Below are 23,559 nucleotides of genomic sequence, written 5' to 3' on the forward strand. Positions count from 1 at the left end.
CTAAGCCATGCGAGTCAACACATGGACTTGATGCGGACATCTCCTATATGTTGCTGATGGATTCAACCAAGGCAAAACTCGTCATCCGGCCAGCCACCCCCAAGGACGCGGCCGCCATCGTCAAACTCTCTGCCAAAGTATATGGCGCGCCCGATGCCTACACACCGGCGCAGGTCAGGGGGCAGATCAACAATTTTGCAGATGGGCAGTTTGTTGCCGAATATGAAGACAAGGTCGTTGGCTATTGCGCGACGATGATCGTTTCGGAAGATATCGCGCTGGCCCCGCATACGCTGGCAGAAATCACCGGACAGGGCTTTGCCATGCGCCATGATGAAGAAGGCGATCTGCTCTATGGCATCGAAGTCTGTGTGGACCCGGATTATCGCCGCCTGCGCATCGGCCAGCGCTTTTATCGCAAGCGCCGGGAACTGTGCCAATATTTCGAATTGAAAGGCATTGTCTTTGGTGGCCGGATGCCCGGCTATGCCCGCAAGCGCCGCGCCTATCCCAATCCGCAGGCCTATCTCAATGCAGTGCTGGACAAACAGGTCCGCGATTCAGTCATCAATTTCCAGATCAACCAGGGCTTCCAGCCACAGCGCGTGCTGCGCAATTACGATCCGCATGACAAGGCCAGTGGCGGCCATGCCGTGCTGATGATGTGGCCCAACCCGCTTGCGCCCGAAGAAAGCAATCGCCGTGCGCGCGGCACAGGCGCTCGCCTGCCCGCATCCGTGCGCGTGGCCACCGTGCAATTCATGATGCGCCGCATTTCCAAGATCGATGAATTTGAAGAACAGGTCGAATATTGGACCGATGTGGCATCGGATTATGGCGCGGATTTCGTGACCTTCCCCGAACTGTTCACGCTGGAACTGCTGTCCATCCCGGAAAAGCCGCTCCCCCCGGCAGAAGCGATTCAGGAAGTGGCCAATTACACCGAGCGGTTTGTGGCCTTCATGGAAAAGCTGGCAGTCAGCTATAATATCAACATTATCGGCGGCTCTCATCCGACGCGGATGGAGAACGGCGAAATCCGCAATATCTGCTATGTTTTCCTGCGCGATGGTGCGGTTTACAGTCAGGAGAAACTCCACCCGACCCCGTCCGAACGGCGTTGGTGGAACATCAAGGGCGGCCATGGCGCCGAAGCCATTCCCACCGATTGCGGCCCGATTGGCGTGATGATCTGTTACGATTCCGAATTCCCGGAACTGGCACGGCACTTGGTCAACCAAGGGGCCATGCTGCTCTTTGTGCCGTTCTGCACCGATGAACGGCGCGGCTATCTCAGGGTGCGCTATTGTTCGCAGGCCCGCGCGGTCGAAAACCAGTGCTATGTCGTGACATCTGGCGTGGTGGGGAATATCCCCAATGTCGAAAATATGGACATTCACTATGCCGAAAGCGCCATTCTGACGCCCTCGGACTTCCCTTTCGCGCGTGACGGTGTGGCGGCAGATACGGCCCCCAACACCGAAACCATTGCGATTGCCGATCTCTCGATCGCGGATCTTCTCACCAGCCGCCAGAGCGGTGCAGTGCAGAATTTGAAGGATCGCCGGTTCGACCTTTATCGGGTGGATTGGAAATATGGTGTGCCGGAAAACATCGAAGCCCGCACAGACACCATCTAATATATTCCGGTGCGCCGCCCCTCACCCGGGCGGCGTAGCTTTTCCGATCAGACTGAGCATATTTCCGCATTAGAAATTGCGATTTACTCGCAATAAACGTTCTTCATAGCATGAAGGATATTCTGATGCCCCGTGACCTTGCCAAAACACTGACCTATCTCTCGATCCACCTGACAGTGGGTTTCTCGGTCGCCTATGCCTTTACCGGCTCGCTGGAAATGGCCGGCGGCATCGCCCTGATCGAACCCTGCATCAATGCCATCGCTTTCTTCTTCCACGAGAAAGCATGGAAGCGCCATGATGCTGCGCGCCTGACATCCACCCCTTTGCACGCCATGCCTGTCTGATAGGCGTTCACCAGGGCTGGCTACTGCGCCCGCACGATGGCATGAGATGACTCATGCGACAGACAGTCACCACCCTTACCCTCAATCCCTCGCTCGATGCATCATGCGACGCAGAGCGGGTTATTCCCACGCACAAGGTTCGCACGCACAACCAGCGCCACGATCCGGGCGGTGGCGGAATCAATGTGGCGCGAGTTCTGGCGGAATTGGGGCAAGATGTGTGCGCAGCTTTCCTCTCAGGCGGGCCATCGGGCACGCAGTTGGAAGACCTGCTGAAGGTACAGAAACTGCCGATCAAACCCATCCCCATTGCAGGCGATACGCGCAGCAGCCTTGCGGTTTATGAAACCTCAACCGGGCAGGAATATCGCTTTGTACCAGAAGGGCCGCTGGTGGCCGCTGAGGAATGGCAAAGCGCGCTCGCCATGGCCGAGGCACTGGAAGGTGGCTGGCTGATCGCCAGCGGGTCCCTGCCGCGCGGGGTGCCCGAGGATTTCTATGGCCGGCTCACCGTTATATGCGCTCGCAAGGATGTGCGGTTGGTACTGGACACCTCTGGCCCCGCCCTTGCCGCCGCGCTGGAGGCTGGCGGACTTTACTGCATCAAACCCAGCCTCAGCGAATTTGAAACACTGACCGGCACAACATTACCCGATAAAGCCGCCATCGGCGCGGCAGCCAATGCGTTGGTCACACAGGGCAAAGCGCAGCATGTTGCCGTAACCTGCGGTCCGGGGAGCGCAATACTGGCGGACAAAAACGGCTGGATGGCGTTACCGTCCCCCAAAGTGGAAGTAGCCAGCGCTACGGGAGCAGGCGATAGTTTTGTTGCGGGACTTGTCCACGGAATGATGGTGGAAGACGATCTCACGGCTGCCCTGCGCTGGGCTATTGCCTCTGGGGCTGCCACCACAATGACCCCCGGGACCAAACTATGCCAAAAGCCGGATATTGATCGCTTGTTGGCAGAATTAAAGAAAGTCAGGCCGCAATATCATCACGACTGACAGCATCACCCTGCGTTCCCGACGCATCGCCAAGGCCAGCGGCTTCCAATGCTTTGTGAACAACCGCATCAGCGCTTGACGGTTTAGCCACAAGCTGCGCCCCCAAACTGCGAACCAGTTCGTTACGGCGGTCAAGATCCCCGGAGTGAAGCAGGAAGGGAATACCGCTTTGCTTCAAGTGTTTGGCCACAGGGGCACAGGTTTCGCCATCGCGCAGGCTGACATCCAGCACGGCGACTTTGATAGCCTTATTGCTATCCAGCAGCTTCAGAGCCTGTGCAACATTGGTCGCACATAGTGGCTCAGCACCCACGTCTTCTACGGCAAATTCCAGATCCATCAGGATCAACGGCTCATCTTCAAGCAGTAATATGGAGCAACCCGCAGCGTTCATATTTTTTCTCTCAATGGGACAGTCACCAGTGCATCCAGCCCTTGCTTGTTCCAGTTTCTCTCAATTTTACCGCCACTATGGCGCAACAAACGCTCTACAATCGCATCACCAGTACCGGACTTGGGCTTTTCACCTGGCGGCAGTGTTTGAACAGTTGGTCCACATTTCTCGACCCATGTCACCTCGAGGTGAACACCTAATGCATCTTCCCGCGCAAACCAGTTGATCGCGACCGAGCCTTCATCGTCAGACCATGCACCATGCTTCATGGCATTGGCCGCCAGTTCATGAAGGACCATGCCCACCAAGGACACAATCTGGAATGGAACGCGCAAACCATTGCCGAGGAAGTGAAGGCGCCCTTCTTCGGAATCATAAGGCTCCAGAATGGCTCTGATCGCCTGGCCTATTTCAATGCTGCCGGTGGAGGCTTCATCCAGCGTTGTCTCATATGCCCGGCCCAGTGCCTGGATTCTGCCATTGATTTCGGACGCTTCTGTCTCGATGTGTCGCACACGACCGGTGATGTTCACGATGCCCGAAATCACCGAAAACATGTTCTTCATCCGGTGCGACAATTCGCGCGCCATCATTTTGGCGTTTTGTTCTTCCGCCCGTGCAGCACGAACATCGGATACGTCCCATTGGCTGCCGAAAAAATACAGCAGTTCTCCATTCGCATCGTAAATCGGACCGAGATGAAGGGCGTTCCAGAATTCCGAACCATCCTTACGGTAATTCAGGAGTTCGACGACCACAACGTCTTCATGGCGAAGGGCCTTACGGACCTTTCCGACCTGAACAGGATCGGTACCCGGCCCCTGTAAAATATTACAACTGCGCCCTGAAACCTCGGCTTCAGAATAGCCGGTTAGTTGATGGAAGGCGCGATTGGAAAATACAATTGGCAAATGCGGCTGCTTGGGATCGCACAGGCAGACTGCCATGCGGGTCTGCGCCATAGCCTGTTCAAACAAAACGCCTGACGGGCTCGAAAAGCCTTCTTCAGCGCGCATTCCAGACAAATAGTTACGTCCACCATCAAATTCTACGCGATGCGCCTGATCTTCTGCCATGGAAGAAGGTTCAGGGTGGTTATTGGCCATTGTCCGTTCCTTTCTCCGGTAGGCAGGGTCAGTATTCCAAGCAATTAACGACGTTTCGGAAAGCTCGTTCCCCGCCTATACTTGCAAAGCCTTGTCTTGACGCTAAGCCGCGTACTGACAGAGAGTAAAGGAACCCAAGCCCATGAGCATCGACAACGCAGATGAAGAATACGTATTTGACGAAGAAAGCGGCGAATGGATGCCTGCATCTGAACTTGCAGCCAAGCAATCTCAATCGTCGCAAGTCGAAGTGCGTGATGCCGTCGGCAATCTTCTGGCGGATGGCGATCAGGTTACGCTGATCAAGGACCTCACCGTAAAAGGTGCAGGCCAGACACTGAAGCAAGGTACGTTGATCAAGTCCATTCGCCTCACCGGAGACGAACAGGAAATCGACTGCAAATACCCCGGTATCAAAGGCCTCGTTCTGCGCGCTGAATTTGTGAAGAAGCGCTAAAATCAGAACTCTAGGATCTACAAATGAAACGGGCCTCATCACTGAGGCCCGTTCATCTTTTTATTCTGTCCGTCCGATCAATGCGGGGAAAGAACAGTATCGATTGAGTACAAGTAACCGTTAGACGCTTCTGTACCGTCATCGGTGACCTTGGCCTTGTCGCCATTGCCATCGGTCAGGACGATCGTATCACCCTGGAGGGTTGCGGTCAGCTTGCCACCTTCAACCGTTTCCAGTTCAGCCTTGCCCTTGCCATCTTCGATAGCCTTGGTCAGCGCAGCCTTATCCATCGCGCCTTTGACGATGTGATAGTTGATGAGGGCTGCCAGATTCTTCTGCTGTTCCGGCACGCTCAGCTTGTCCAGCTTGCCTTTTGGCATGTGGTCAAAAGCTTCATTGGTCGGCGCGAACAGAGTGTAAGGGCCATGGGCGATGAGGCTTCCGCCGAGCATGGCAGAACGCACAACATCCAGGAATTTCGAAAGATCGGCATTATCGGCAGCAGCCGACGCAATTGGGCCGGGGCCAGTCGGAGCGGGGGTAGCAGCTTCGGTGGCTTCCGGAGCAGGCTCCGATCCGCAAGCTGCCAGCGCGAGCGTCGCTCCGGCAAGAAGCGGAATGGCAAAACGTTTCATTGGACGAGCTTCCTCATTGATTTTGTTTCCTCGGCAACCATCTAAAACTCAGGCGAGCCATCAGGATTCCGTGCAGAGCGACTTGTCTCACCGCAACGCACCATGCAAGAGAGCAGTTGCGATAACGGTACTATAATACCGTGTTTTCGTATCCGAATTCGGTTTCAGAGCGTTTTGGAGGGGTTTTTGGTCAAGCTAAATGGCTGACTGTCCGTCCATGCACAGCCATACAGAGTCTCTGCCGCAAGCTTCAGTGTCACCGTAAAAGGATAGCTGCGATCGGACATGCCATCGCTGCATGTCCCCGGCGTCACCATAATATCGAGTTGCATCCCATCCAGTCTGCCAGCGAGTGAAAGCCCACCACGACCACCAAACCGGTCCACTGTGATCGTTTCACCCGCTTGATTTTCAGGCGTGGTGTACGTCAATGTAGTGCCCCGGGCCTCCCCGCCCCAAAAAGGTTCCGTGCCCGTCAGATGGAGCGTTTCACTGTCTGAGATTCCGGCAAATGGCTTGGAATCGAGCGTATCCCCCGGAACTCTGGGATCGTCCCCGGAGGAGCAAGCTGCCAGCAGAACGGGCAATAGAACAGGCAAAACGCGCGGTTTCATAAGAGATATTTGCGTCCGTTCTGAAGAAATCGCAAGACTGCTTGGAATGGCTGTGCTCTCGACAAGTGGCCAGCGCTACGGCAGTGATCAGCGTTCATGCAAACAGCCAACCCTGCCTCGCCCCTCACAATTCTCGTCGATGCCGATGCCTGTCCGGTAAAAGAGGAAGTCTACAAAGTCGCTTCACGTCATAAGGTGCCGGTCAGCATCGTCAGCAATTCACCGTTCCGCGTGCCTTTGAGCCCTCTGGTGACGCGGGTAGTGGTCGATGACGGATTTGATGCCGCCGATGATTGGATTGCCGAACGTGCTGGTCCGCAAACAATCGTGATTACAGCCGATATTCTGCTGGCAGATCGCTGCGTGAAAGCAGGCGCATCCGTTCTCGCCCATAATGGCAAGCCCTTTACCGCCAATTCGATAGGCGGGGCGATTGCCACACGGGCGATCATGGCGGATTTGCGCGCAGGCGGAGACATTGTGGGCGGCCCGCCGCCTTTTTCCAAATCGGACCGTTCGCGCTTTTTGTCAGCTCTCGATGAAGCGCTGGTCAGGCTATCCCGGCGTTAAGTCTTCGGCTCCGCTTTCTTCGCCTTATGTGCGGCAATCTGTTCATCAATCTGGGCAATACGCATACGCTCTGGCGTGTCTCGGGGAAGACCCTTCAGGCGGCAGGTTGCCCACAGCGCCTTGCGCTCTGATTCCAGATTCTTGAGATAAAGATCAGCCATAAATTCTCCGGTGATGGGCAAAACCTCATAGCCGCCATCACCGCCAAGGAACAGGCGGGAGGCAGAATATCCTGTGGGGGCCTGCAAAATGAGAGCAGATACGCCCTGCCCCATCAGCCTTTCATCAGGCGGCGGCGATTTGCTTTGACAGGTTTGCTGTAATGCTGAACCGCACGGCGCATGGTGGCTTCCGGGCTGGACGGACCAGCCATGGCCAGCTTCATCGCAAGCGACATATTGGCGTCGATCTTTTCATCCACCATCAATTGCGCTTCACGTTCAGCCGTTTTCCCGCCCTGGGCCATACGGATCGTGCGAAGTGCAATCACCGAACAGGCGTCAGACCAAAGCTGCATACCAGATGCACCCAACTGAAGCCAATCGGCCATCGGATTGAAATTTTGAGATTTGCGCGGCATGCGACAAGTGCCTTTTATAGACCTGCGAGAAATGACAGGCGTTATAGAGACTACGTTTGGCAGTTCTTCCAGTTTCAGCAAGCCCGGATATGCCCGTATAGATGCAAGCCTTGCCTGTGACCGCCCAATAGAGCAGCTTTGCGCAAAAGCCAAATCACTGGAATGGAGAACGCCAAATGCCCGAAGATTCTGCGACACATGTGCTCCTGCTCGGGCAATGCCTTTGCGGCGCGGTATCGATTACTCTTGAACAGCCCGATCCTGCGATTTCCGTATGCCACTGCCAGATGTGCCTGCGCTGGAATGGTGGGGCATTTGCTGGGATAAAAGGTATCGGTCACCGGATCGATGGCGAAGATTCGGTGCAAACCTATCGTTCATCCGACTGGGCCGAACGCGCTTCTTGCAGCACTTGCGGTTCGTCCTTGTGGTATCATTACCTGCCCAGTGACCATTACTCCTTCAGTGCAGGCCTCTTCATTCTGCCCGAACAGATGGCGATCAGTGAACAGATCTTTGTGGATGAAAAGCCGCATTGGTACGATTTCGCGCAGCAAAGCGTGATGAAAACAGGCCCGGAAGTGCTGAAAGAGGCGGGGATTGAGGGCTGATCCCCTCAATCCGGCAGCAATTCCGTCCGCTTTACCCGGTGCCGTTCATGCATATCGGTCAGCGTCGTGCCGATGGAAGCCACGATGATGAGGCCAATCGCACCCCATTGGAGGAGCGGCAGAGTTTCGCCCAGTAACAGCAGCCCCATCATGGCGCCGATAGCCGGTTCAAGACTCGTCAGCGTGCCGAACATTTGCGGCGGCAGGCGGCGCAGCGTGTACATCTCCAGCGAATAGGGCAGCGCGCTGGATAAAAGGCCGACCAACACCGCCACTCCCAGCACCGATGGCTGGAGGAGGCTCATCCCGGCATGGGCAATCCCTACTGGCAGCACCAGACCGGCAGCCACAATCATGCCGAGCGATGTCGCCATGGCCCCATGATCCAGCCCTGCCCGTCTGCCGGTGAGGATATAGAAGGCCCAGCACACCCCTGCACCAAGTGCATAGAGCGCGCCAACCCAATCCACCCCGGCAATGCCCTTCCCGATGGGTAGCAAGATAGCGAGACCCGCTATGGCAAAGCCGATCCACAGGAAGTCGATTTTACGGCGTGATGAGAAGATGGCCACGGCCAGCGGCCCGCTGAATTCCAGCGCCAGTGCAATGCCCAGCGGCAAAGTCCTCAGCGACATATAGAATAGCAGATTCATGCCGCCCATCGTCAGGCCGTAAAACAGCACCGGTTTCCAGGTGTGCCGCGAAAAACGCACCCGCCATGGGCGCATAACGGCCGCCAGCATCAAAGCCGCAAAAGTCAGGCGCAGCGCCGTGGTCCCTTGCGCCCCCACTGCCGGGAAAAGCTGCTTGGCCAGCGTCACCCCATAGGCAATGGACAGCATTCCGCACACCAGCATCACCACCGGGAGCAATGACGCGACCACACTGTTTTCCTGCCTGAATTCCATTTGCTGACGTGCTTTCCAAGGGACCATTTTGAGAAACTATTTGGGAAGCCAATAGCCTTTTTTCTCGCCAAAAGCGGTTGATCTTGCCAAGCAAGTGATAAAATTTATCACGCAGGCACAAGATGGCACCGCCCCCTAAACTCGACGCGATTGATCGCCGGATATTGGAACAGCTCCAGCACGATGCGCGGATGCCGATGGAGCATCTGGCGGAACGTGTCGGCCTGTCTGCGCCAGCCTGCTATCGCCGTGTGCGCCGCTTACGTGAAACGCGTGCTATCCTGCGCGAAACGGCGGTGGTAGACCCGCAAGTCATGGGCTGGACCTTGACGATGATCGTGCTCGTGTCACTGGAGCGGGAAGGTTCAAGCACAGCGGATGATCTGATGCGCAAGCTGGAAGCGGAACCGCAAGTGCTCGAAGCAGGGCAGATTACCGGCGAACATGATTTTGCAGTCAAGATCATTGCCCGCAGCATGGAAGATTATGACGAGCTGACCCGGCGCATCTTCGTGGAAGAAGAGCATGTCCGCACCTTTGAAACGCTGGTGATTTACCGGCAATCCAAAAAGCCCAAGATTATCCCGATTGCCTGATCCCGTCAGGCCATGGCCTGCCATTCACGCACGGCATCAAAAGGCGCAACGAGCATCAGCACATTCAAGGCCAATCCGTCGCGGATGATAAAGCCGGTCAGCACTTCCAGCACCACTGCCAGCCCGGCGCTCACCCACCATTGCACGCGGGCAGCGAAGAGGAAGCCCAGCGTCATCCAGCCGATGTCTGACATGGAATTGATGATGGAATCGCCCACATAGCCCCAACTCACGGTAACATCGCGGTAACGGTCGATGACAAATGGTGTGTTTTCGAACACTTCCCAAGCCGCTTCCACCAGCACAGCCAGCGGCAGGCCCCAGCTTTTGGGCGCCAGGGTAAGAGGCTGACATTTGACGAGGAATGCCCAGGCTCCGGCGTAGAACAAAAGGCCATGGATGAAGTGGCTGGGCGTATACCAATCGGCTATATGCTGGCTGTTTTCTGCCGATTGCACCACACCATGCCAAAGCTTCACCGTTCCGCAGGCGCAGATCGGTGGACGGCCCATGACAAACAGAATGGCGAGCGCCACCAGCGCAATAATGGCTGAGATGATCCAGGCCTTGCGGCTGGGCCAAAGAGTGGAGGAGGTGTTGTCCATCCCCACTTGTTGCCAGAAACGTGCCCGATAACAAGCCTCCCCGGCCAGCGCTTGCCAGCCGGGGAGAGCCAATGTTTAACCCTTGGAAGCGATCCAGCGGTCAATCTTGGCTTCAAGAACCGGCAGTGGCAATGCCCCGGTGTTCAGCACCTGATCATGGAATTCCCGAATATCGAATTTCGCGCCAAGGGCCGATTTCGCCTTATCACGCAATTCCTGAATTTTCAGCGCCCCGACCTTATAGGCCAGTGCCTGACTGGGCATGGCGATATAGCGTTCGACTTCCGCCGTAGCATCGGTGCGGCCCATGCCGGAATTGGCCAGCATGTAATCAATCGCCTGTTCACGGGTCCAGCCCTTGGCGTGAATGCCGGTATCGACCACCAGCCGCATGGCGCGCAGCATCTCATCGTCCAGCGTGCCGAAATGCTGGTAAGGGTCTTTATAGAAGCCCATCGGATAGCCGAGTGTTTCAGCATAAAGCCCCCAACCTTCGACATAGGCCGTATTGCCGCCGAAGCGCATGAAGCTTGGCAGCGCGGTATTTTCCTGCGCCAGACTGATCTGGAAATGGTGCCCCGGTGCGCCTTCATGCAGATAGAGCGTGGTTTCACCCGGCGTGGTGCGGCTCGGCAGATCATAGGCGTTGAAATAGAACACACCGGGGCGTGATCCATCAGGCGTGCCGGACTGGTAAGACCCGCCCGCTTCGAACTTCTCGCGGAATTCCTCATAGGGCCGGATTTCAAGCCGTGTCTTGGGGGTATGCGCAAAATACTGCGGGATTTGCTTATCCACCGCCTTGCCAATGGCATAATAACGCTGGGTCAGATCTTCGCGGCTTTTCGGCTTAAACTTCGGATCAGTGCGGATGTAATCGAAGAATTCGCTCAGCGTGCCATCAAAGCCAACTTCGGCCTTCACCTGCTCCATTTCTTTCTTGATGCGAGAGACTTCGCTCAGGCCGAGATTATGGAGATAATCGGGGGAAAGGGGCAGAGTGGTCGTCTGCTCAATCATCTGCTTATACAGCGCAGCGCCGCCCTTCATCTGGGACAGGCCAATGCTGTCACGCGCGGCGGGCAGATAGGTCGTCTTCAGGAAATCGCGCATCCGACGGTTGGCCGGATAGATCTGGTTTTCAATCACATCACGATATTCGGCAGTCAGCCTGGTTTTTTCCGCATCGGAAAAACTATCCGGGAATTGCGTCACCGGGCCCCAGTAAGGGGATTGTTCAAGCGGCTGGGCAAGCTGCGTATCGAGCTGCTCAATCACATTGCGGATCGTGAGCTTGGTTTCAACCACCCCGCTCGCCATGCCTTCACGCATCTTGGCGATGGAGCGATCTGTCAGCGCGACATATTCCTTATGGCGCTTCAGATTGTTTTCGTAATCCTCCACCGTCTTGAAAGGGGCGGCCCCTTGCCCGCTGGCGAAGGTGGGGTAGAATGTGTGGAAGCCCGTGAAATGGTTGATCGGGCGCACATCATTGAGCGCAATGATTTCCGGTGTCAGATTTTTGAGCGCTTCATTCTGATCATAGGCGAAGACATCATAAGCGATCTGATCTGTTTCATTGAGCGAGCTGCGATCAATCGCCTTCAGCGCTGCCAGCGCCTTTTGCGCATTAGCCCTTTCAGTATCATTATAGGCCTTGGTGTAATAATTCCCCAAATGATCGGCATAGCGCATATCGCCCCGGAACAGCGCATTCAGCGGATTGTTGGCCAGCTCGGCTTCATCGGATGCGGCGAAAACGGCGAACAACCGGTCATGCGCAGATGAGGATGGGCTGGCAATCTCTGCAGTTGCGGTGGCCGTTGCGGGTGCTTCGCTCTGCATAGTGGCGCAGGCAGCAAGCGGCAAAGCCGCCACGGCGCCGAGCAGAGCGATACGAATAGAAATCATGGGTCAGTCCCCCCTAAAAATATAGCTGTCTTGCCCATGAAGGCAGGACGAACAAAGCGCGTGGGGCGCTCTGCCAAACAGCATGGATATTCGACGAATTACACTTTCAATCAATTGATTACGCGGCCGCGCACCATCACCCAATCGACCTTTTCCAGCAGCGCAGCATTGTCGAGCGGATTGCCGTCGAGCGCGATGATATCGGCAGAATAGCCGGGGGCGAGCCGGCCGATTTCATTCTCCATGTCCAGCACTTTGGCGGCCACGGTAGTGGCACTGGCGATGGCTTCAGGGCTGGTCATGCCGGCATCCATCAAAAGCGCGAATTCGCCGGCATTGCGGCCATGTTCGAACACGCCGGAATCGGTGCCAAAGGCAATTGTAACGCCCATCGCGCGTGCCTGACGCACGGCATCACCCAGCTTGCCCGCCACTGCCCGGATTTTCTCTTCCACGACCGGGGTATAGATACCCTTGTCCAACCCTTCGCCCACGCTTTGAATCGCCATCAGCGTCGGCACCAGCACGGTGCCATGTTCCTTCATCACTTTAAGTGCTGCCGTATCGGCATAAGTGCTGTGTTCAATCGTATCGATGCCGGAACGTGACGCGGCTTCAATCCCGCGGGCGCCATGGGCATGGGCCATCACTTTGAGCCCCAGCGAATGGGCCGTGTCGGCAATCGCAGTCATCTCCGCATCGGTGAAATGCGCGCCGAGCCCCCGCCCCTGCTGCGATAACACACCGCCGGTCGCCGTAATCTTAATAACGTCTGCGCCATTCTGGCTCGCCTTGCGCACCTTGGCCGTGCAATCCACCGCTCCGGTGCAGGCATAGCCTGAACTAAGCAATTCATTCACTTCAGGGCGAAAGCCGGTAATGTCGCCGTGCCCGCCGATAATCGCCAGCGGATAGCCTGCGGCCACAATGCGGGGGCCGGGAATAATACCTTCGGCTGTCCCGCGGCGTACCGAATAGATCGCTTCTGCCGCGCCGCCGGCATCACGCACGGTGGTAAAACCAGCCTTGGCGGTTAAACGCGCATTCTTGGTGCCAAGCACCACGCCCCATTCATCAGGCTCCACCGCTTCGCGCCAATAATCGCCGCCCGGATCGCCGGTCAGATGGGTGTGAAGGTCAATCAGGCCGGGCATCACGGTCTTGGTTTTCAGGTCGATCAGCGTGGCGCCTTCGGTCAGCGGCTGAAATCCTTCTTCAATCGCGGTGATGCGCCCATCGGTGACATGGATCGTCGCCGGACCGGAAAAACCATCCGAGGCATCACGGATAATATGGCCTGCCTGAATGACATAGCTTTCCGCCGATGCCGGAGCCGCCAGTGCCAAATTTGCGCAGGCAGCCATCACCATGGTGCCCAATATGCCTATCCGCTTCATCAATATTCCCCTATTGCATTGCGGACCATCATGCGGCCACTTCCCCGCCCCGGCAAGCCCGCAAGAGAGGTTCCATCCACAAAGCAAAAGAGGCACCCGGAAGGATATCCAGGCGCCTCTTTATCTTCCGGCCATCAGCCGCTTACGATGCTTAGAAAGTGTAGCTCAATCCAACGCCGCCCATCCACTGGTCCGCAGAACCGCGAACCGATGTGATGGGGGAACGCTTGGCATCGTCCAGCATACGTGAATAGCCTCCGAGGACGAAAACCCCCAAGCCGCCATTCGTGAAATCGCCATCAAGATCGAAACCGGCGATAAAATTGGCCCCGACAGACTGCCAGCCACCCTTGGCTTTATATTCCGACAGGCCGCTATTGGCAGCTCCGGCAGAATCGATGGAATAATAATAATCCATGAAATTATCATCGCCACGAGTCGCACTGACAGACAGACCTGCCTGAATGCCCCGGCTCAAGGGTGTGAGGTAAGACACAGATGGCGAAATCGTCATGCCCTTATGCGCGCCAAGCACATCCCACTGGGCATTTACGCTGATATTGAACTGGTCATAGGGATTGATCACGCCGGGAAAGGTGATCCCAGCCTGCGGGCCGACTTCCAATGCCGTATCCAAATCACCCAGACGTTCAACCACATCATCCTTTATCCGCCCGACGCGATCGCGCCGCAGGCTAATCACTGGGCCAAGTTGAAAGTTCGGGCTGGAATTGCTGTCATCAATCAGATCGAGCGCCACGCCGCCACCAACCGGGTTGATCCGAACACCACGAATCTTGCCGCGCACAAGTGGAATAACACCCGCCTTGTAATCGTCTGAACCTGCATAGCTCGGCATATAAATGCCGCCGACGCCAACTGTCAGATGGTCACCCTCAAGAACATTGTCCTTAGGTGCATTCGTATCAGCTTCCTGCGCCATCGCAGCGCTGCTCATACCCGCAATCGCGAGCGAAAATACGCCAGCGCATGATAGCTTCTTAAACATAATTTACGTAACCCCTTGTCTTCTTGAAGCCGAAAACGGGTAAGTAGGCTGCTTGTTCCTGATCCTTCAGGGCGGTCAAACCTTGCGCAGTTTCCCCTATAAGTTAAAGCTTGAATTGAAAATTCTGGGACAACATGGGTGAAGTCAGAATCGTATTCCGCTGAAATTCCGCCAAAAGGTCGACGAACATGCTCTGCATCATCAGTTTTCGTCTATCTCTGCAAGCCTGTGTGAACTGATCCCATGAATAGATCAAATATCGACCTCCTCATTGTAGGCGGCGGCCTGTCTGGCGGCCTGATCGCACTCGCTTTGCAGCAATACCGCCCTGAACTCACCGTCCGTGTTGTGGAAAGCGGCATGGTGCTCGGTGGCAATCACCGCTGGAGCTGGTTTGGAAGCGATCTGGATACAGCCGGCCACCGGCTGATGGCGCCCTTCCCTGCAACATGCTGGAATAATGGCTATGAAGTGCGCTTTCCTGACCGCAAGCGACAGCTGCCCACCACTTATCATTCGCTCGGATCAGTCGATTTTGACCGTATCCTGCGCCGGATGCTGCCCGATAACACGGTGTTTTACGGATTAGATGCCGCCAAGGTCAGCGATAGCACCGTCACTCTGACAAGCGGGGAGGTTCTCACTGCTGCCGCGGTGATTGATTGCCGTGGGCAAGTAGAAAGTGACGCTTTGCAATGCGGCTACCAGATATTTTATGGTCGGCATATTCGCTGTAAATATCCGCATAAAATCGCCCGTCCGATCATCATGGATGCCACGGTTGAGCAGTGGGATGGCTATCGCTTTGTCTATTCCCTGCCTTTGAGCGATACTGAGATCTTCATTGAAGATACTTATTATGCCGATCAGCCCCGGCTTGATAAGCCCACGCTGTCAGAACGGGTGGATCGCTATTGCGCTCAGCATGGTATTGAAGGTGAAACGATCGGTGAGGAAACTGGCATATTGCCTGTTATTACCGGTGGCAATTTCGACAAGTTCCAGCGCGAAAACCGCATTTCCGGTGTGGGCAATGCCGGAATGCGCGGTGGTTTCAGCCATCCGTTGACCAGCTACAGCTTGCCCCATGCGGTGAATACGGCACTCGCTATCGCCAATATGCCGCGCTTATCCGGAAACGCAGTCGCGCAAATGCTGGAACAGCGCGCCCGCCAGCATTGGCACAAAACAGCCTATTATCGCCTCCTCGGCAAGATGTTATTCAAGGCAGCGGAGCCACAAAAACGTTATCGTGTGTTCGAACACTTTTACTCCATGCCGGAAAGCCTTATCGAGAGATTCTACGCCGCCCGATCAACCCGGCTTGATCGGTTGCGGATTCTCTGCGGGAAACCCCCGGTGCCCATTTTAGGCGCGCTGCGGGCGATCCTCTCAAAACGAACCGATATCGGGGAAAGGCAGGACGCATGAGCGCCGCCAAGATAGACACAACAGGCAAAAGTGCCTGCGTTATCGGCTCCGGCTTTGGTGGGCTGGCGCTGGCCATCCGCCTGCAAAGCGCAGGAATCCGCACCACTGTGGTCGAATCGCGCGATAAGCCCGGTGGCCGCGCTTATTATTGGGAAAAAGACGGTTTCACCTTCGATGGCGGGCCTACCGTTGTGACCGATCCCGACTGCCTCAAGCAATTATGGGCGCTGAGCGGGCAGGACATGGCGCAAGACGTTGAACTGATGCCGGTCATGCCCTTCTATCGGCTCAACTGGCCCGATGGCACCAATTTCGACTATTCCAATGATAATGTCGAATTGCGCAAGGAAATCGCCAGGCTCAACCCGGCAGACATCGCCGGTTATGACGAATTTTGCGATTATGCCGCAGGGGTCTACCGCGAAGGCTATCTGAAGCTTGGCACGGTGCCTTTCCTCGATTTCACCAGCATGATCAAAGCCGCCCCTGCGCTGGCCAAATATCAGGCATGGCGATCAGTCTATTCCATCGTTTCCAAATATGTCTCCAACGAAAAGCTGCGCGAAGCCTTGAGCTTCCACACGCTGCTCGTCGGCGGCAATCCGATGACCACCAGCGCGATCTATGCCCTGATTCACAAGCTGGAAAAGGATGGCGGCGTGTGGTGGACACGCGGCGGCACCAATCGCCTGATCGCAGGCATGGTGCGCTTGTTTGAACGGCTCGGCGGCACAATGCGGCTGGACGATGCGGTGGTGAAGGTCCACACGCTCGGCACACAGGCCACTGAAGTCGAAACACAGAGCGGCTGGCGCGAAAGTTTCGATGCGGTCGCCAGTAATGCCGACATCGTGCACAGCTACCGTGATCTTCTGGGTGATAATGTTCGCGGCAAAAAGATGGGCAAGAGCCTGTCTGCCAAGCGCTTTTCCCCCAGCCTTTTCGTGGTGCATTTCGGAATTGAAGGCCGCTGGCCCGGCATCCCGCATCACATGATCCTGTTTGGTCCGCGCTATAAGGGTCTGCTGGACGATATTTACACCCATGGCGTGCTGCCGCGCGATTTCTCGATCTATCTGCACCACCCCACGGTGACCGACCCGAGCATGGCCCCCGATGGGATGAGCACATTCTATGCGCTGGTGCCGGTGGCCCATATGGGCAAGCTGGCGGTGAATTGGGATGAAGTCGGCCCCTTGCTTGAAAAGCGTATTCTTGATGAAGTGGGCCGCCGCCTGATTCCCGATATTCATGATCGGATCATGACCAAGTTCCATTATGCGCCATCCGATTTCGCGCATGATCTTCATTCGCATCTCGGCAGTGCCTTCAGCCTCGAACCGATCCTGACGCAAAGCGCATGGTTCCGTGGCCACAACCGCGATGATGTGATCAAGAATTTCTACCTGACCGGCGCAGGCACCCATCCAGGTGCAGGCATTCCCGGTGTCGTGGGCAGTGCCAAAGCCACTGCCGGTCTTATGCTTGAGGACTTAAAGTGATGAAACGTCTGGCCGTCTATTGCGGCTCCGCTTCCCCGGAAGATACACGCTATGTTGAACTCGCCCGTCAGACGGGTGAAACGCTGGCCAAGCGCGGCATTGGTGTCGTTTATGGTGGTGGCCGCCTGGGTATGATGGGGGCACTTGCCACCGGCGCGCTGGAAGCTGGCGGCGAAGTGATCGGGATTATCCCGGACAAGCTCGCCGGAAGCGAGGTCGCCAATAATGACTGCACCGAATTACATATCGTCAAGTCGATGCATGAGCGCAAACAGGCCTTTACCGACCTTTCGGATGGCTTTCTGACCCTACCCGGCGGCGTCGGCACGATGGATGAATTGTGGGAAGCGGTAAGCTGGGCACAGCTTGGCTATCACAATGATCCGGTTGGCATTCTCAATGCCTTTGGTTTTTATGACAGCCTGATTGCCTTCCGCGATCACATGGCCAAAGTCGGCTTTATTCGCCCGGCCCATCAGGGCATCATCATCGCGGATGATGACCTTGGCACACTGCTTGATCGTATGGCCGCATACGAACCGCACACACCGATCTTCGCCATGAAAGCGGAGGATCTCTAAGTTCCATGGCCCGTGAACGCTTGCTTGCCCCATCGCGCATTCTGCGCACCACGCCCCGGCAGGTCGGCGGCGGGCGTCAACGTGAAGTGCTGGTTGAAAAAGCGCGCGAATCCATCGCACGCGGTTCCAAGAGCTTTTCCTTTGCCTCCTCTCTGTTTGACCGGAGCACGCGGGAGAAAGTCTGGTTGCTCTATGCCTGGTGCCGCCGCTGCGACGATGTAGCTGACGGACAGGATCACGGCGGCAAGCTCAGCCAGCAGAGCAACAATGTTAGCAGGGTGAAGGGCATTCGGGCCCTCACCCACCGGGCATTGGAAGGCCAACCCACCGCCGAAATCGCCTTTGACGCCTTCGGCCAAGTGGCAATGGAAGCACGCATCACCCAAGGGCTTGCCGATGATGTGATCGATGGCTTCGCACTGGATGCCGAAGAATGGCGCCCCCGCAGTGAAGCGGATATGATGCGCTATTGCTACCACGTCGCGGGCGCTGTGGGCGTGATGATGGCACTGGTGATGGGCATTTCGCCCGATGAGGATGAAACGCTCGACCGGGCGTGTGATCTGGGCCTCGCGTTTCAACTCAACAATATCGCCCGCGATATCTATGAAGATGACGCTGCAGGTCGCTGCTATCTGCCGGTTGAATGGCTGGTGGAAGAGGACATTCCCCCCGGCCAGCATATGAAGCCAGCCTATCGTGAAAAGCTGGTCAAGCTGGTGGCGAAGATGCTCGATATGGCTGAGGATCATGAAGCCGCGGCCCGCTATGGCGCACGAAATCTATCCTTCCGCCAGCGCTGGGCGGTGCTGTCTGCTGCCAATATCTATGGCGCGATTGGCCGCGAAGTGCGCAAACGCGGGGGCAATGCCTGGGATCACCGGGTGCATATTTCCAAAGCCGCCAAAGCCCGCCATGTTACCCGCGCTTTCACGCAGGCTCTGCTCCCGGCAAAAGAGCCCAAATATTACCCTGAATGGACCCGCACGCTTCTTCAGAAACACGCCAAGGCCTGAATGCTGCTGTGATGGATGCAGCCGGCTGTCAGGGCCGACTGCATCTTTATCTTTAAACCATCAAAGATGCGAAGCGCTTGTTGCAATCCTTGGACCATGCAAGCGGCGGAACAATCTGCCCTTTTCGCTAAACAGAACCAGCAAAAGCGCGCACACCGAGCAGATCAGCAAAGCCAGTGCAAAAGGATGCGCCGTGCCATCATAGGCTTGCCCGATAAACAGACCCACCACGGCCGCACCAAACATGCGGAAGAAGGCCTGAATTGAACTGGCAGCGCCAGCGATGGATGCGAAGGGCTGCATGGCGATGGAGCCAAAATTCGCCCCCAGAAAGCCCAGAAGCGCCAGATTGGTCGCCATCAAAGGCAGGAACCAGACAAGCTGGCCGGGATGTGCATGGGATACCCACACTTGCCCAAGGCTTACCAGAATGAACAAAAGCACGCCCGTATGTGACACGCGCCTTGCGCCAAAGCGTTCAACGATGCGCGAATTGACGAGGCTGGAAACGATCATCATCGCCGCCGTTCCGCCAAACACCACCGGAAACCATTCACCAGCACCAAAATGTTCGCCGATCAACTGTTGCGCACTGTTCACATAACCAAACACGGCACCAATCAGCAGACTGGTCCCCAGCACATAGCCAACCGAAGCGCGGGTAAAGAAGGCGGTGGTCATATTGCGTGCGATAACCGGGATATCGATGGTCTGCTTATTGTTGGCATCCAGCGTTTCGGGCAGACGAATCCATACCCATGCCGATGCCACCAGCGCCAACATCGCCAGGATCAGGAAAATCCAGCGCCAGCCTGCAAACAGCAGCACCGCCTGCCCTGCGCTGGGTGCAATCACCGGCACCGTGATGAACACCGCGCCGACGATGGAGAGCAGCTTGGCCATCTTATCGCCTTCATAGCGGTCCCGGATGATAGCGTTGGGAATCACGATCAGCCCGGCGGAAAGCAGCCCCTGAATTCCGCGCAGCACCAGCAAGGTGGTAAAATCGTGGACCATCGCCACACCCACCGAGAGTATCGAATAGATAAAGAGCGCGAATAGCAACACCGGACGGCGGCCGAAACGGTCTGCAAAAGCACCCGGCAGCAGCGTGCCAAGCCCGCCGCACAGTAGGAACACTGCCACCACAAGCTGGCGCTTATTGCCATCAATCACGTGCAATTCACGCGCCATATTATCCAGCGCGGGCAACATGCCATCAATGCTCAACGCATGGATGGACATCATCAGGGCAACAAGGAAGATCAGCTCTCTTTCGCCAATCACTTTCGCATTGGGAGGTGTTTTCAAACTCATGCGCTGCCTCTAACGATCAGATCGGTGGAAGGGAATGAGTTTTTGCACCGCACAATAGCAGATGGAACAAAAGTAGTACTTTTGGGATGACGAAAGCCATCTGACCGCCTACATTTTATCAACATGATGCCCTCGCCCCCTCCAGAGCCGTTAGCACCCTATTCGCCCGAAGGCGAGGCTAATGGCCTGCGTAAAATCATCCATGTCGATATGGATGCGTTTTTCGCCAGCGTGGAACAGCGAGACAACCCGGCTTTGCGCGGAAAGCCCGTGGCGGTTGGCGGCTCTGCCGGGCGCGGCGTCGTGGCCGCAGCCAGCTATGAAGCGCGCAAGTTTGGGGTGCGTTCGGCCATGCCTTCGGTCACCGCGAAGCGCAAATGCCCTGACCTTATTTTCTGTTCGTCACGCTTTGATGTGTACCGCTCCGTATCGCAGCAAATCCGGGAAATCTTCCACCATTATACGCCGCTGGTGGAGCCGCTGAGCCTTGATGAAGCCTATCTGGATGTCACCGATGACATTCGCGGTATTGGATCAGCGACACGAATCGCGGAGCTGATCCGGACTGATATTCTGCGCGAAACCCAGCTCACCGCCAGCGCGGGCGTGTCCTACAACAAATTTCTCGCCAAACTGGCCAGCGATCAGAACAAGCCTAACGGAACCTGCATTATCAGGCCGGGGCAAGGTGCGGCTTTTGTCCAGAGCCTGCCGATACGCAGGTTTCACGGCGTTGGCCCGCGCGGCGCGGAGAAGATGGCGAAACTGGGCATTGAAACAGGGGCTGACCTCGCCACCAAAGACCGTGAATTTTTGCGTGCGCATTTCGGCTCCTTCGGAGACTATCTTTTCCGAGCCGCACGCGGGATTGACCTGCGCCCTGTTCGCCCGCATCGCATCCGCAAATCACTGGGTGGGGAGCGGACCTTTCGTGAAGATATTCACGAGGAAAATGCCTTGCGTGAAACGCTCGACACGATTGTCGAACTGGTGTGGGAGCGGATCGAGCGGGCAGAGGCACGTGGGAAAACCGTGACGCTGAAACTCAAATATACCGATTTCCAGCTTATCACCCGCGCCCGATCATTGCCTCGGATGGTGGCCGATAAAGCGGAATTTTCCGAGATCGGCCATGTGCTGCTCAATGATTTACTGCCCCTGCCGCAACCAATCCGCCTGATGGGCCTCACCCTCAGCAATCTGGAAGGGGCCGATCAGGCGGAGGAAGAGGACGATTCAGCACAATTGTCGCTGCTCTGAACGAGACGCTATTTCGATCCTTTCGCCAGATCCACCAGACTATCGGGCGTCAGCACTTGCGGCAGTTTCTGCGCATCACCACCACCCGCCGGATACCACAGATAGAGCGGCACGCCCGCTGCGCCATGTTCAGTGAGAAAGCGCGTGATTTCCGGATCGCGCCGGGTCCAGTCACCGCTCATCGCAGTAACGCCATTGGCCTTGAACGCATCGCGTGTAGCGGCCCGTTCAATCGCAACATTCTCATTCACTTTGCAGGTCAGGCACCAATCAGCGGTGAACCACAGGAACACCGGCCCCTTGGCCCGCGCCTTGGCGAGCGCTTGGGGAGAGAATTTCTCAGCCTTGAGCAAACCCTGTTCAGACGACGCACCGGAGGTTTGCACGAAGGGCAGCGCAACAATGCCAACCAGGGTCAGTGCGATAGCGGCAAAGACCAGCGGCCGCTTTCCACGCGACCAAGCCGCCAGCGCTACACCCACGCACACCGCGATAACAAGGCCCAGCGCCACATAGGCACCCCCGCCCAAACGCCACGCCAGCCACGCCAGAGCCAAGGCAGTCAGCGCCATGGGAATGCTGAGAACTTTCCGGAAAACCTCCATCCATTTGCCCGGCCGCGGTAGCAGGCGGCGCAAGGGCGGCACAAAGCCGAGTGCGAGGAAAGGCAAGCCCAGTCCCAGCCCCAAGGTCGCAAACAGCAGCAAGGCCTGCCACCACGGCAGCAGCAAAGCTGCCCCCATCGCAGCGGCCATAAATGGCCCGGTGCATGGTGTCGCCACAAAGGCTGCCAGCAGTCCGGTAGCAAAGGCGCTTGTGCGTCCACCGCTGCGGGTGAAGGAGAAGGAGGGCAGTTCAAACAGGCCGGCAAAATTGGCCGTAATCACGCTCGCCAAAACCAACAAAGCCACCACAACGCCCGGTTCCTGCAATTGGAAGGCCCAGCCGATCTGGCTCCCTCCGGCCCGCAGGGCCAACAGCAAACCGCCCAATGCAAGGCAGGCCAGCATCACGCCGCCAGTATAGGCCAGCCCTTCACGCCGCGCTTCTGCTTCGCTTTCCCCGGCCCGTGCAAGGCTGAGCGCCTTAAGGCTGAGGATGGGAAACACGCAGGGCATGATATTAAGCAGCAGACCACCCGCTAAAGCACCCGCCAGCAGCACCCACAGCGGAGCCAGCGTGGCGCTGGAAGAACTGCCGCCCGCGACCAGCTCACCACCTGTCGGCACATCACCGGGCTTGGCGGAGAAGCTGATGCCATTGCCATCATTATCAAGCTTCAAAATTCCGCTGACCATGCCCGGCGTATCACCCAGACCTTCACGCGGAATGTCAATCAGCAGCCTATCCCCCTTGCGGCGAAAGCTTTGTTGCCCCGTATAATCCACCAGTTGCGTCTGAGCGATGAAAACATGCGGGTCAGCCAGTTTCATCGTCGCGGGCAGCGGAATAGCCAGCCGCAGCGCATCCTTGGTCAGCGCGAATGTCCCGCTTTGATCGAGCGGAGGCGGCAGCGCAGCGCGCCAGCCGTTAAAACGCGGATCGGTGACATCGCTTGAGCCATCCGAAATGGATATATTTTGTGTCAGCGTGGCGCGTTCAGGCACGCAAATCTTGTCTGTGCAGGCGAGCCAGTTGGCTTCGACATTGATCGGCACACTGCGCCCGGCAACGGCCCCGGCCGGTACGCTAACCGGCACAAGAACCGCATAATCACCTTCATAAACGTGATTCATCAACCCCGAAATCACGAGTTGCTGCGGCAGCGGATAGAGCGGGTCACCCGCTTTCCAGCCGGCCGGAAGCTTCCATGCCAGCTCCATCCCAAAGCCCGCATCACCGGGGTTGGACCAATAGCCATGCCAGCCCTCAGAAGGGCGGAAATGCAGCGCCAGCCAAACAATTTTTCCCGGCTGAGCAGGCCCTTCTGCAACCAGTTCGGCAGCAATATTGTTCTGTCGTGCCTGCGCGGGAGCGGCAGACAGTGAAAGGATCAATGCCGAAAAGGCAATGGCGAGCAATCTAAGCATGGCTAATATCCTTGCGCGCATGGTGGTGGCCGCTC

At 56.7% G+C, this 23,559-nt stretch carries 25 protein-coding genes; 12 read left to right on the forward strand and 13 right to left on the reverse strand.

What is annotated here, in order from left to right; all coding sequences use genetic code 11:
• The first annotated feature begins 56 nt into the window (after positions 1–56).
• The 3 genes from GRI39_RS08020 to GRI39_RS08030 all read left to right on the forward strand — a co-directional run bounded on the left by GRI39_RS08020 (position 57) and on the right by GRI39_RS08030 (position 2,994).
• Entirely contained in the window at positions 57–1,640 is a 1,584-nt protein-coding gene (locus tag GRI39_RS08020; RefSeq protein WP_160739279.1) for a carbon-nitrogen hydrolase family protein, read from the forward strand.
• A 125-nt stretch (positions 1,641–1,765) separates the two neighbouring features.
• The gene (locus GRI39_RS08025) at positions 1,766–1,987 is read left to right on the forward strand and encodes a DUF2061 domain-containing protein (protein ID WP_160739144.1); all 222 of its coding nucleotides are present in this window, start codon (positions 1,766–1,768) and stop codon (positions 1,985–1,987) included.
• Positions 1,988–2,040: 53 nt separating this feature from the next.
• Complete coding sequence (locus GRI39_RS08030) at positions 2,041–2,994, forward strand: 1-phosphofructokinase family hexose kinase (protein WP_160739145.1); 954 nt, start codon at positions 2,041–2,043, stop codon at positions 2,992–2,994.
• Here the strand turns inward: GRI39_RS08030 and GRI39_RS08035 are convergent.
• Positions 2,969–3,388: a response regulator gene (locus tag GRI39_RS08035; protein ID WP_211371486.1), complete on the reverse strand. Its 420-nt coding sequence runs from the start codon at positions 3,386–3,388 to the stop codon at positions 2,969–2,971. The genes GRI39_RS08030 and GRI39_RS08035 overlap by 26 nt on opposite strands.
• Entirely contained in the window at positions 3,385–4,494 is a 1,110-nt protein-coding gene (locus tag GRI39_RS08040; RefSeq protein WP_281351833.1) for a PAS domain-containing protein, read from the reverse strand. Before GRI39_RS08040 ends, GRI39_RS08035 begins: the two co-directional genes overlap by 4 nt.
• Before the next feature lie 142 nt (positions 4,495–4,636).
• Between GRI39_RS08040 and GRI39_RS08045 the strand changes: the two genes are divergently transcribed.
• A complete protein-coding gene (locus tag GRI39_RS08045; RefSeq protein ID WP_160739146.1) occupies positions 4,637–4,951 on the forward strand; it encodes an alkylphosphonate utilization protein in 315 nt (104 codons plus the stop codon).
• Positions 4,952–5,028: 77 nt separating this feature from the next.
• Here GRI39_RS08045 and GRI39_RS08050 read toward each other — a convergent pair whose 3' ends face one another.
• Positions 5,029–5,586 (reverse strand): fasciclin domain-containing protein, encoded by a 558-nt coding sequence (locus tag GRI39_RS08050; RefSeq protein ID WP_160739147.1) that lies wholly within the window; start codon positions 5,584–5,586, stop codon positions 5,029–5,031.
• Between the two features lie 164 nt (positions 5,587–5,750).
• Positions 5,751–6,200 (reverse strand): COG3650 family protein, encoded by a 450-nt coding sequence (locus GRI39_RS08055; RefSeq protein ID WP_160739148.1) that lies wholly within the window; start codon positions 6,198–6,200, stop codon positions 5,751–5,753.
• 96 nt (positions 6,201–6,296) lie between these two features.
• Between GRI39_RS08055 and GRI39_RS08060 the strand changes: the two genes are divergently transcribed.
• Positions 6,297–6,770 carry a YaiI/YqxD family protein gene (locus GRI39_RS08060; protein ID WP_160739149.1) on the forward strand — a complete coding sequence of 158 codons (474 nt, stop codon included), beginning with the start codon at positions 6,297–6,299 and terminating at the stop codon, positions 6,768–6,770.
• Here GRI39_RS08060 and GRI39_RS14385 read toward each other — a convergent pair.
• Together GRI39_RS14385 and GRI39_RS08065 are read right to left on the reverse strand one after the other, a co-directional pair.
• A complete protein-coding gene (locus GRI39_RS14385; RefSeq protein ID WP_170324276.1) occupies positions 6,767–7,045 on the reverse strand; it encodes a hypothetical protein in 279 nt (92 codons plus the stop codon). The two genes, GRI39_RS08060 and GRI39_RS14385, sit on opposite strands and share 4 nt — an antisense overlap.
• On the reverse strand, positions 7,045–7,350 hold the full coding sequence (locus GRI39_RS08065) for a hypothetical protein (RefSeq protein ID WP_211371487.1): 306 nt from the start codon (positions 7,348–7,350) through the stop codon (positions 7,045–7,047). Before GRI39_RS08065 ends, GRI39_RS14385 begins: the two co-directional genes overlap by 1 nt.
• Before the next feature lie 176 nt (positions 7,351–7,526).
• On the opposite strand from GRI39_RS08065, the gene GRI39_RS08070 reads away from it, so the two are divergent.
• Positions 7,527–7,961 carry a GFA family protein gene (locus GRI39_RS08070; RefSeq protein ID WP_160739150.1) on the forward strand — a complete coding sequence of 145 codons (435 nt, stop codon included), beginning with the start codon at positions 7,527–7,529 and terminating at the stop codon, positions 7,959–7,961.
• Positions 7,962–7,966: 5 nt separating this feature from the next.
• On the opposite strand, the gene rhtA is transcribed toward GRI39_RS08070, so the two are convergent.
• Positions 7,967–8,869, reverse strand: a complete 903-nt coding sequence (gene rhtA / locus GRI39_RS08075; RefSeq protein WP_160739151.1) for a threonine/homoserine exporter RhtA — start codon at positions 8,867–8,869, stop codon at positions 7,967–7,969.
• 122 nt (positions 8,870–8,991) lie between these two features.
• Here rhtA and GRI39_RS08080 point away from each other — a divergent pair, with 122 nt between their 5' ends.
• The gene (locus GRI39_RS08080) at positions 8,992–9,465 is read left to right on the forward strand and encodes an Lrp/AsnC family transcriptional regulator (protein ID WP_160739152.1); all 474 of its coding nucleotides are present in this window, start codon (positions 8,992–8,994) and stop codon (positions 9,463–9,465) included.
• 5 nt (positions 9,466–9,470) lie between these two features.
• Here GRI39_RS08080 and GRI39_RS08085 read toward each other — a convergent pair whose 3' ends face one another.
• The 4 genes from GRI39_RS08085 to GRI39_RS08100 form a co-directional block, all read right to left on the reverse strand.
• Positions 9,471–10,142 (reverse strand): DUF2585 family protein, encoded by a 672-nt coding sequence (locus tag GRI39_RS08085; protein WP_343033312.1) that lies wholly within the window; start codon positions 10,140–10,142, stop codon positions 9,471–9,473.
• Between the two features lie 3 nt (positions 10,143–10,145).
• The gene (locus tag GRI39_RS08090; protein WP_160739153.1) at positions 10,146–11,981 is read right to left on the reverse strand and encodes a DUF885 domain-containing protein; all 1,836 of its coding nucleotides are present in this window, start codon (positions 11,979–11,981) and stop codon (positions 10,146–10,148) included.
• 110 nt (positions 11,982–12,091) lie between these two features.
• Positions 12,092–13,378: a metal-dependent hydrolase family protein gene (locus tag GRI39_RS08095; RefSeq protein ID WP_160739154.1), complete on the reverse strand. Its 1,287-nt coding sequence runs from the start codon at positions 13,376–13,378 to the stop codon at positions 12,092–12,094.
• Between the two features lie 151 nt (positions 13,379–13,529).
• Complete coding sequence (locus GRI39_RS08100) at positions 13,530–14,387, reverse strand: MipA/OmpV family protein (protein ID WP_160739155.1); 858 nt, start codon at positions 14,385–14,387, stop codon at positions 13,530–13,532.
• 243 nt (positions 14,388–14,630) lie between these two features.
• Between GRI39_RS08100 and crtY the strand changes: the two genes are divergently transcribed.
• The 4 genes from crtY to GRI39_RS08120 are packed head-to-tail and all read left to right on the forward strand — an operon-like array spanning position 14,631 to position 18,917.
• A complete protein-coding gene (gene crtY, locus GRI39_RS08105) occupies positions 14,631–15,818 on the forward strand; it encodes a lycopene beta-cyclase CrtY (protein ID WP_160739156.1) in 1,188 nt (395 codons plus the stop codon).
• The gene (locus GRI39_RS08110) at positions 15,815–17,320 is read left to right on the forward strand and encodes a phytoene desaturase (RefSeq protein WP_160739157.1); all 1,506 of its coding nucleotides are present in this window, start codon (positions 15,815–15,817) and stop codon (positions 17,318–17,320) included. The genes crtY and GRI39_RS08110 overlap by 4 nt, the downstream gene beginning before the upstream one ends.
• Positions 17,320–17,901, forward strand: a complete 582-nt coding sequence (locus GRI39_RS08115) for an LOG family protein (protein WP_160739158.1) — start codon at positions 17,320–17,322, stop codon at positions 17,899–17,901. The genes GRI39_RS08110 and GRI39_RS08115 overlap by 1 nt, the downstream gene beginning before the upstream one ends.
• A gap of 5 nt (positions 17,902–17,906) precedes the next feature.
• Positions 17,907–18,917 carry a phytoene/squalene synthase family protein gene (locus tag GRI39_RS08120; protein WP_160739159.1) on the forward strand — a complete coding sequence of 337 codons (1,011 nt, stop codon included), beginning with the start codon at positions 17,907–17,909 and terminating at the stop codon, positions 18,915–18,917.
• 60 nt (positions 18,918–18,977) lie between these two features.
• Here the strand turns inward: GRI39_RS08120 and GRI39_RS08125 are convergent, their stop codons facing one another.
• Positions 18,978–20,234 (reverse strand): multidrug effflux MFS transporter, encoded by a 1,257-nt coding sequence (locus GRI39_RS08125; protein WP_160739160.1) that lies wholly within the window; start codon positions 20,232–20,234, stop codon positions 18,978–18,980.
• A gap of 126 nt (positions 20,235–20,360) precedes the next feature.
• Between GRI39_RS08125 and dinB the strand changes: the two genes are divergently transcribed.
• The gene (gene dinB / locus GRI39_RS08130) at positions 20,361–21,494 is read left to right on the forward strand and encodes a DNA polymerase IV (RefSeq protein ID WP_160739283.1); all 1,134 of its coding nucleotides are present in this window, start codon (positions 20,361–20,363) and stop codon (positions 21,492–21,494) included.
• An 8-nt stretch (positions 21,495–21,502) separates the two neighbouring features.
• On the opposite strand, the gene GRI39_RS08135 is transcribed toward dinB, so the two are convergent.
• Positions 21,503–23,524 carry a protein-disulfide reductase DsbD domain-containing protein gene (locus GRI39_RS08135; protein ID WP_246204962.1) on the reverse strand — a complete coding sequence of 674 codons (2,022 nt, stop codon included), beginning with the start codon at positions 23,522–23,524 and terminating at the stop codon, positions 21,503–21,505.
• Positions 23,525–23,559: the final 35 nt, after the last annotated feature.

This window comes from Altericroceibacterium indicum (assembly GCF_009828105.1).
GTDB lineage: Bacteria > Pseudomonadota > Alphaproteobacteria > Sphingomonadales > Sphingomonadaceae > Altericroceibacterium > Altericroceibacterium indicum.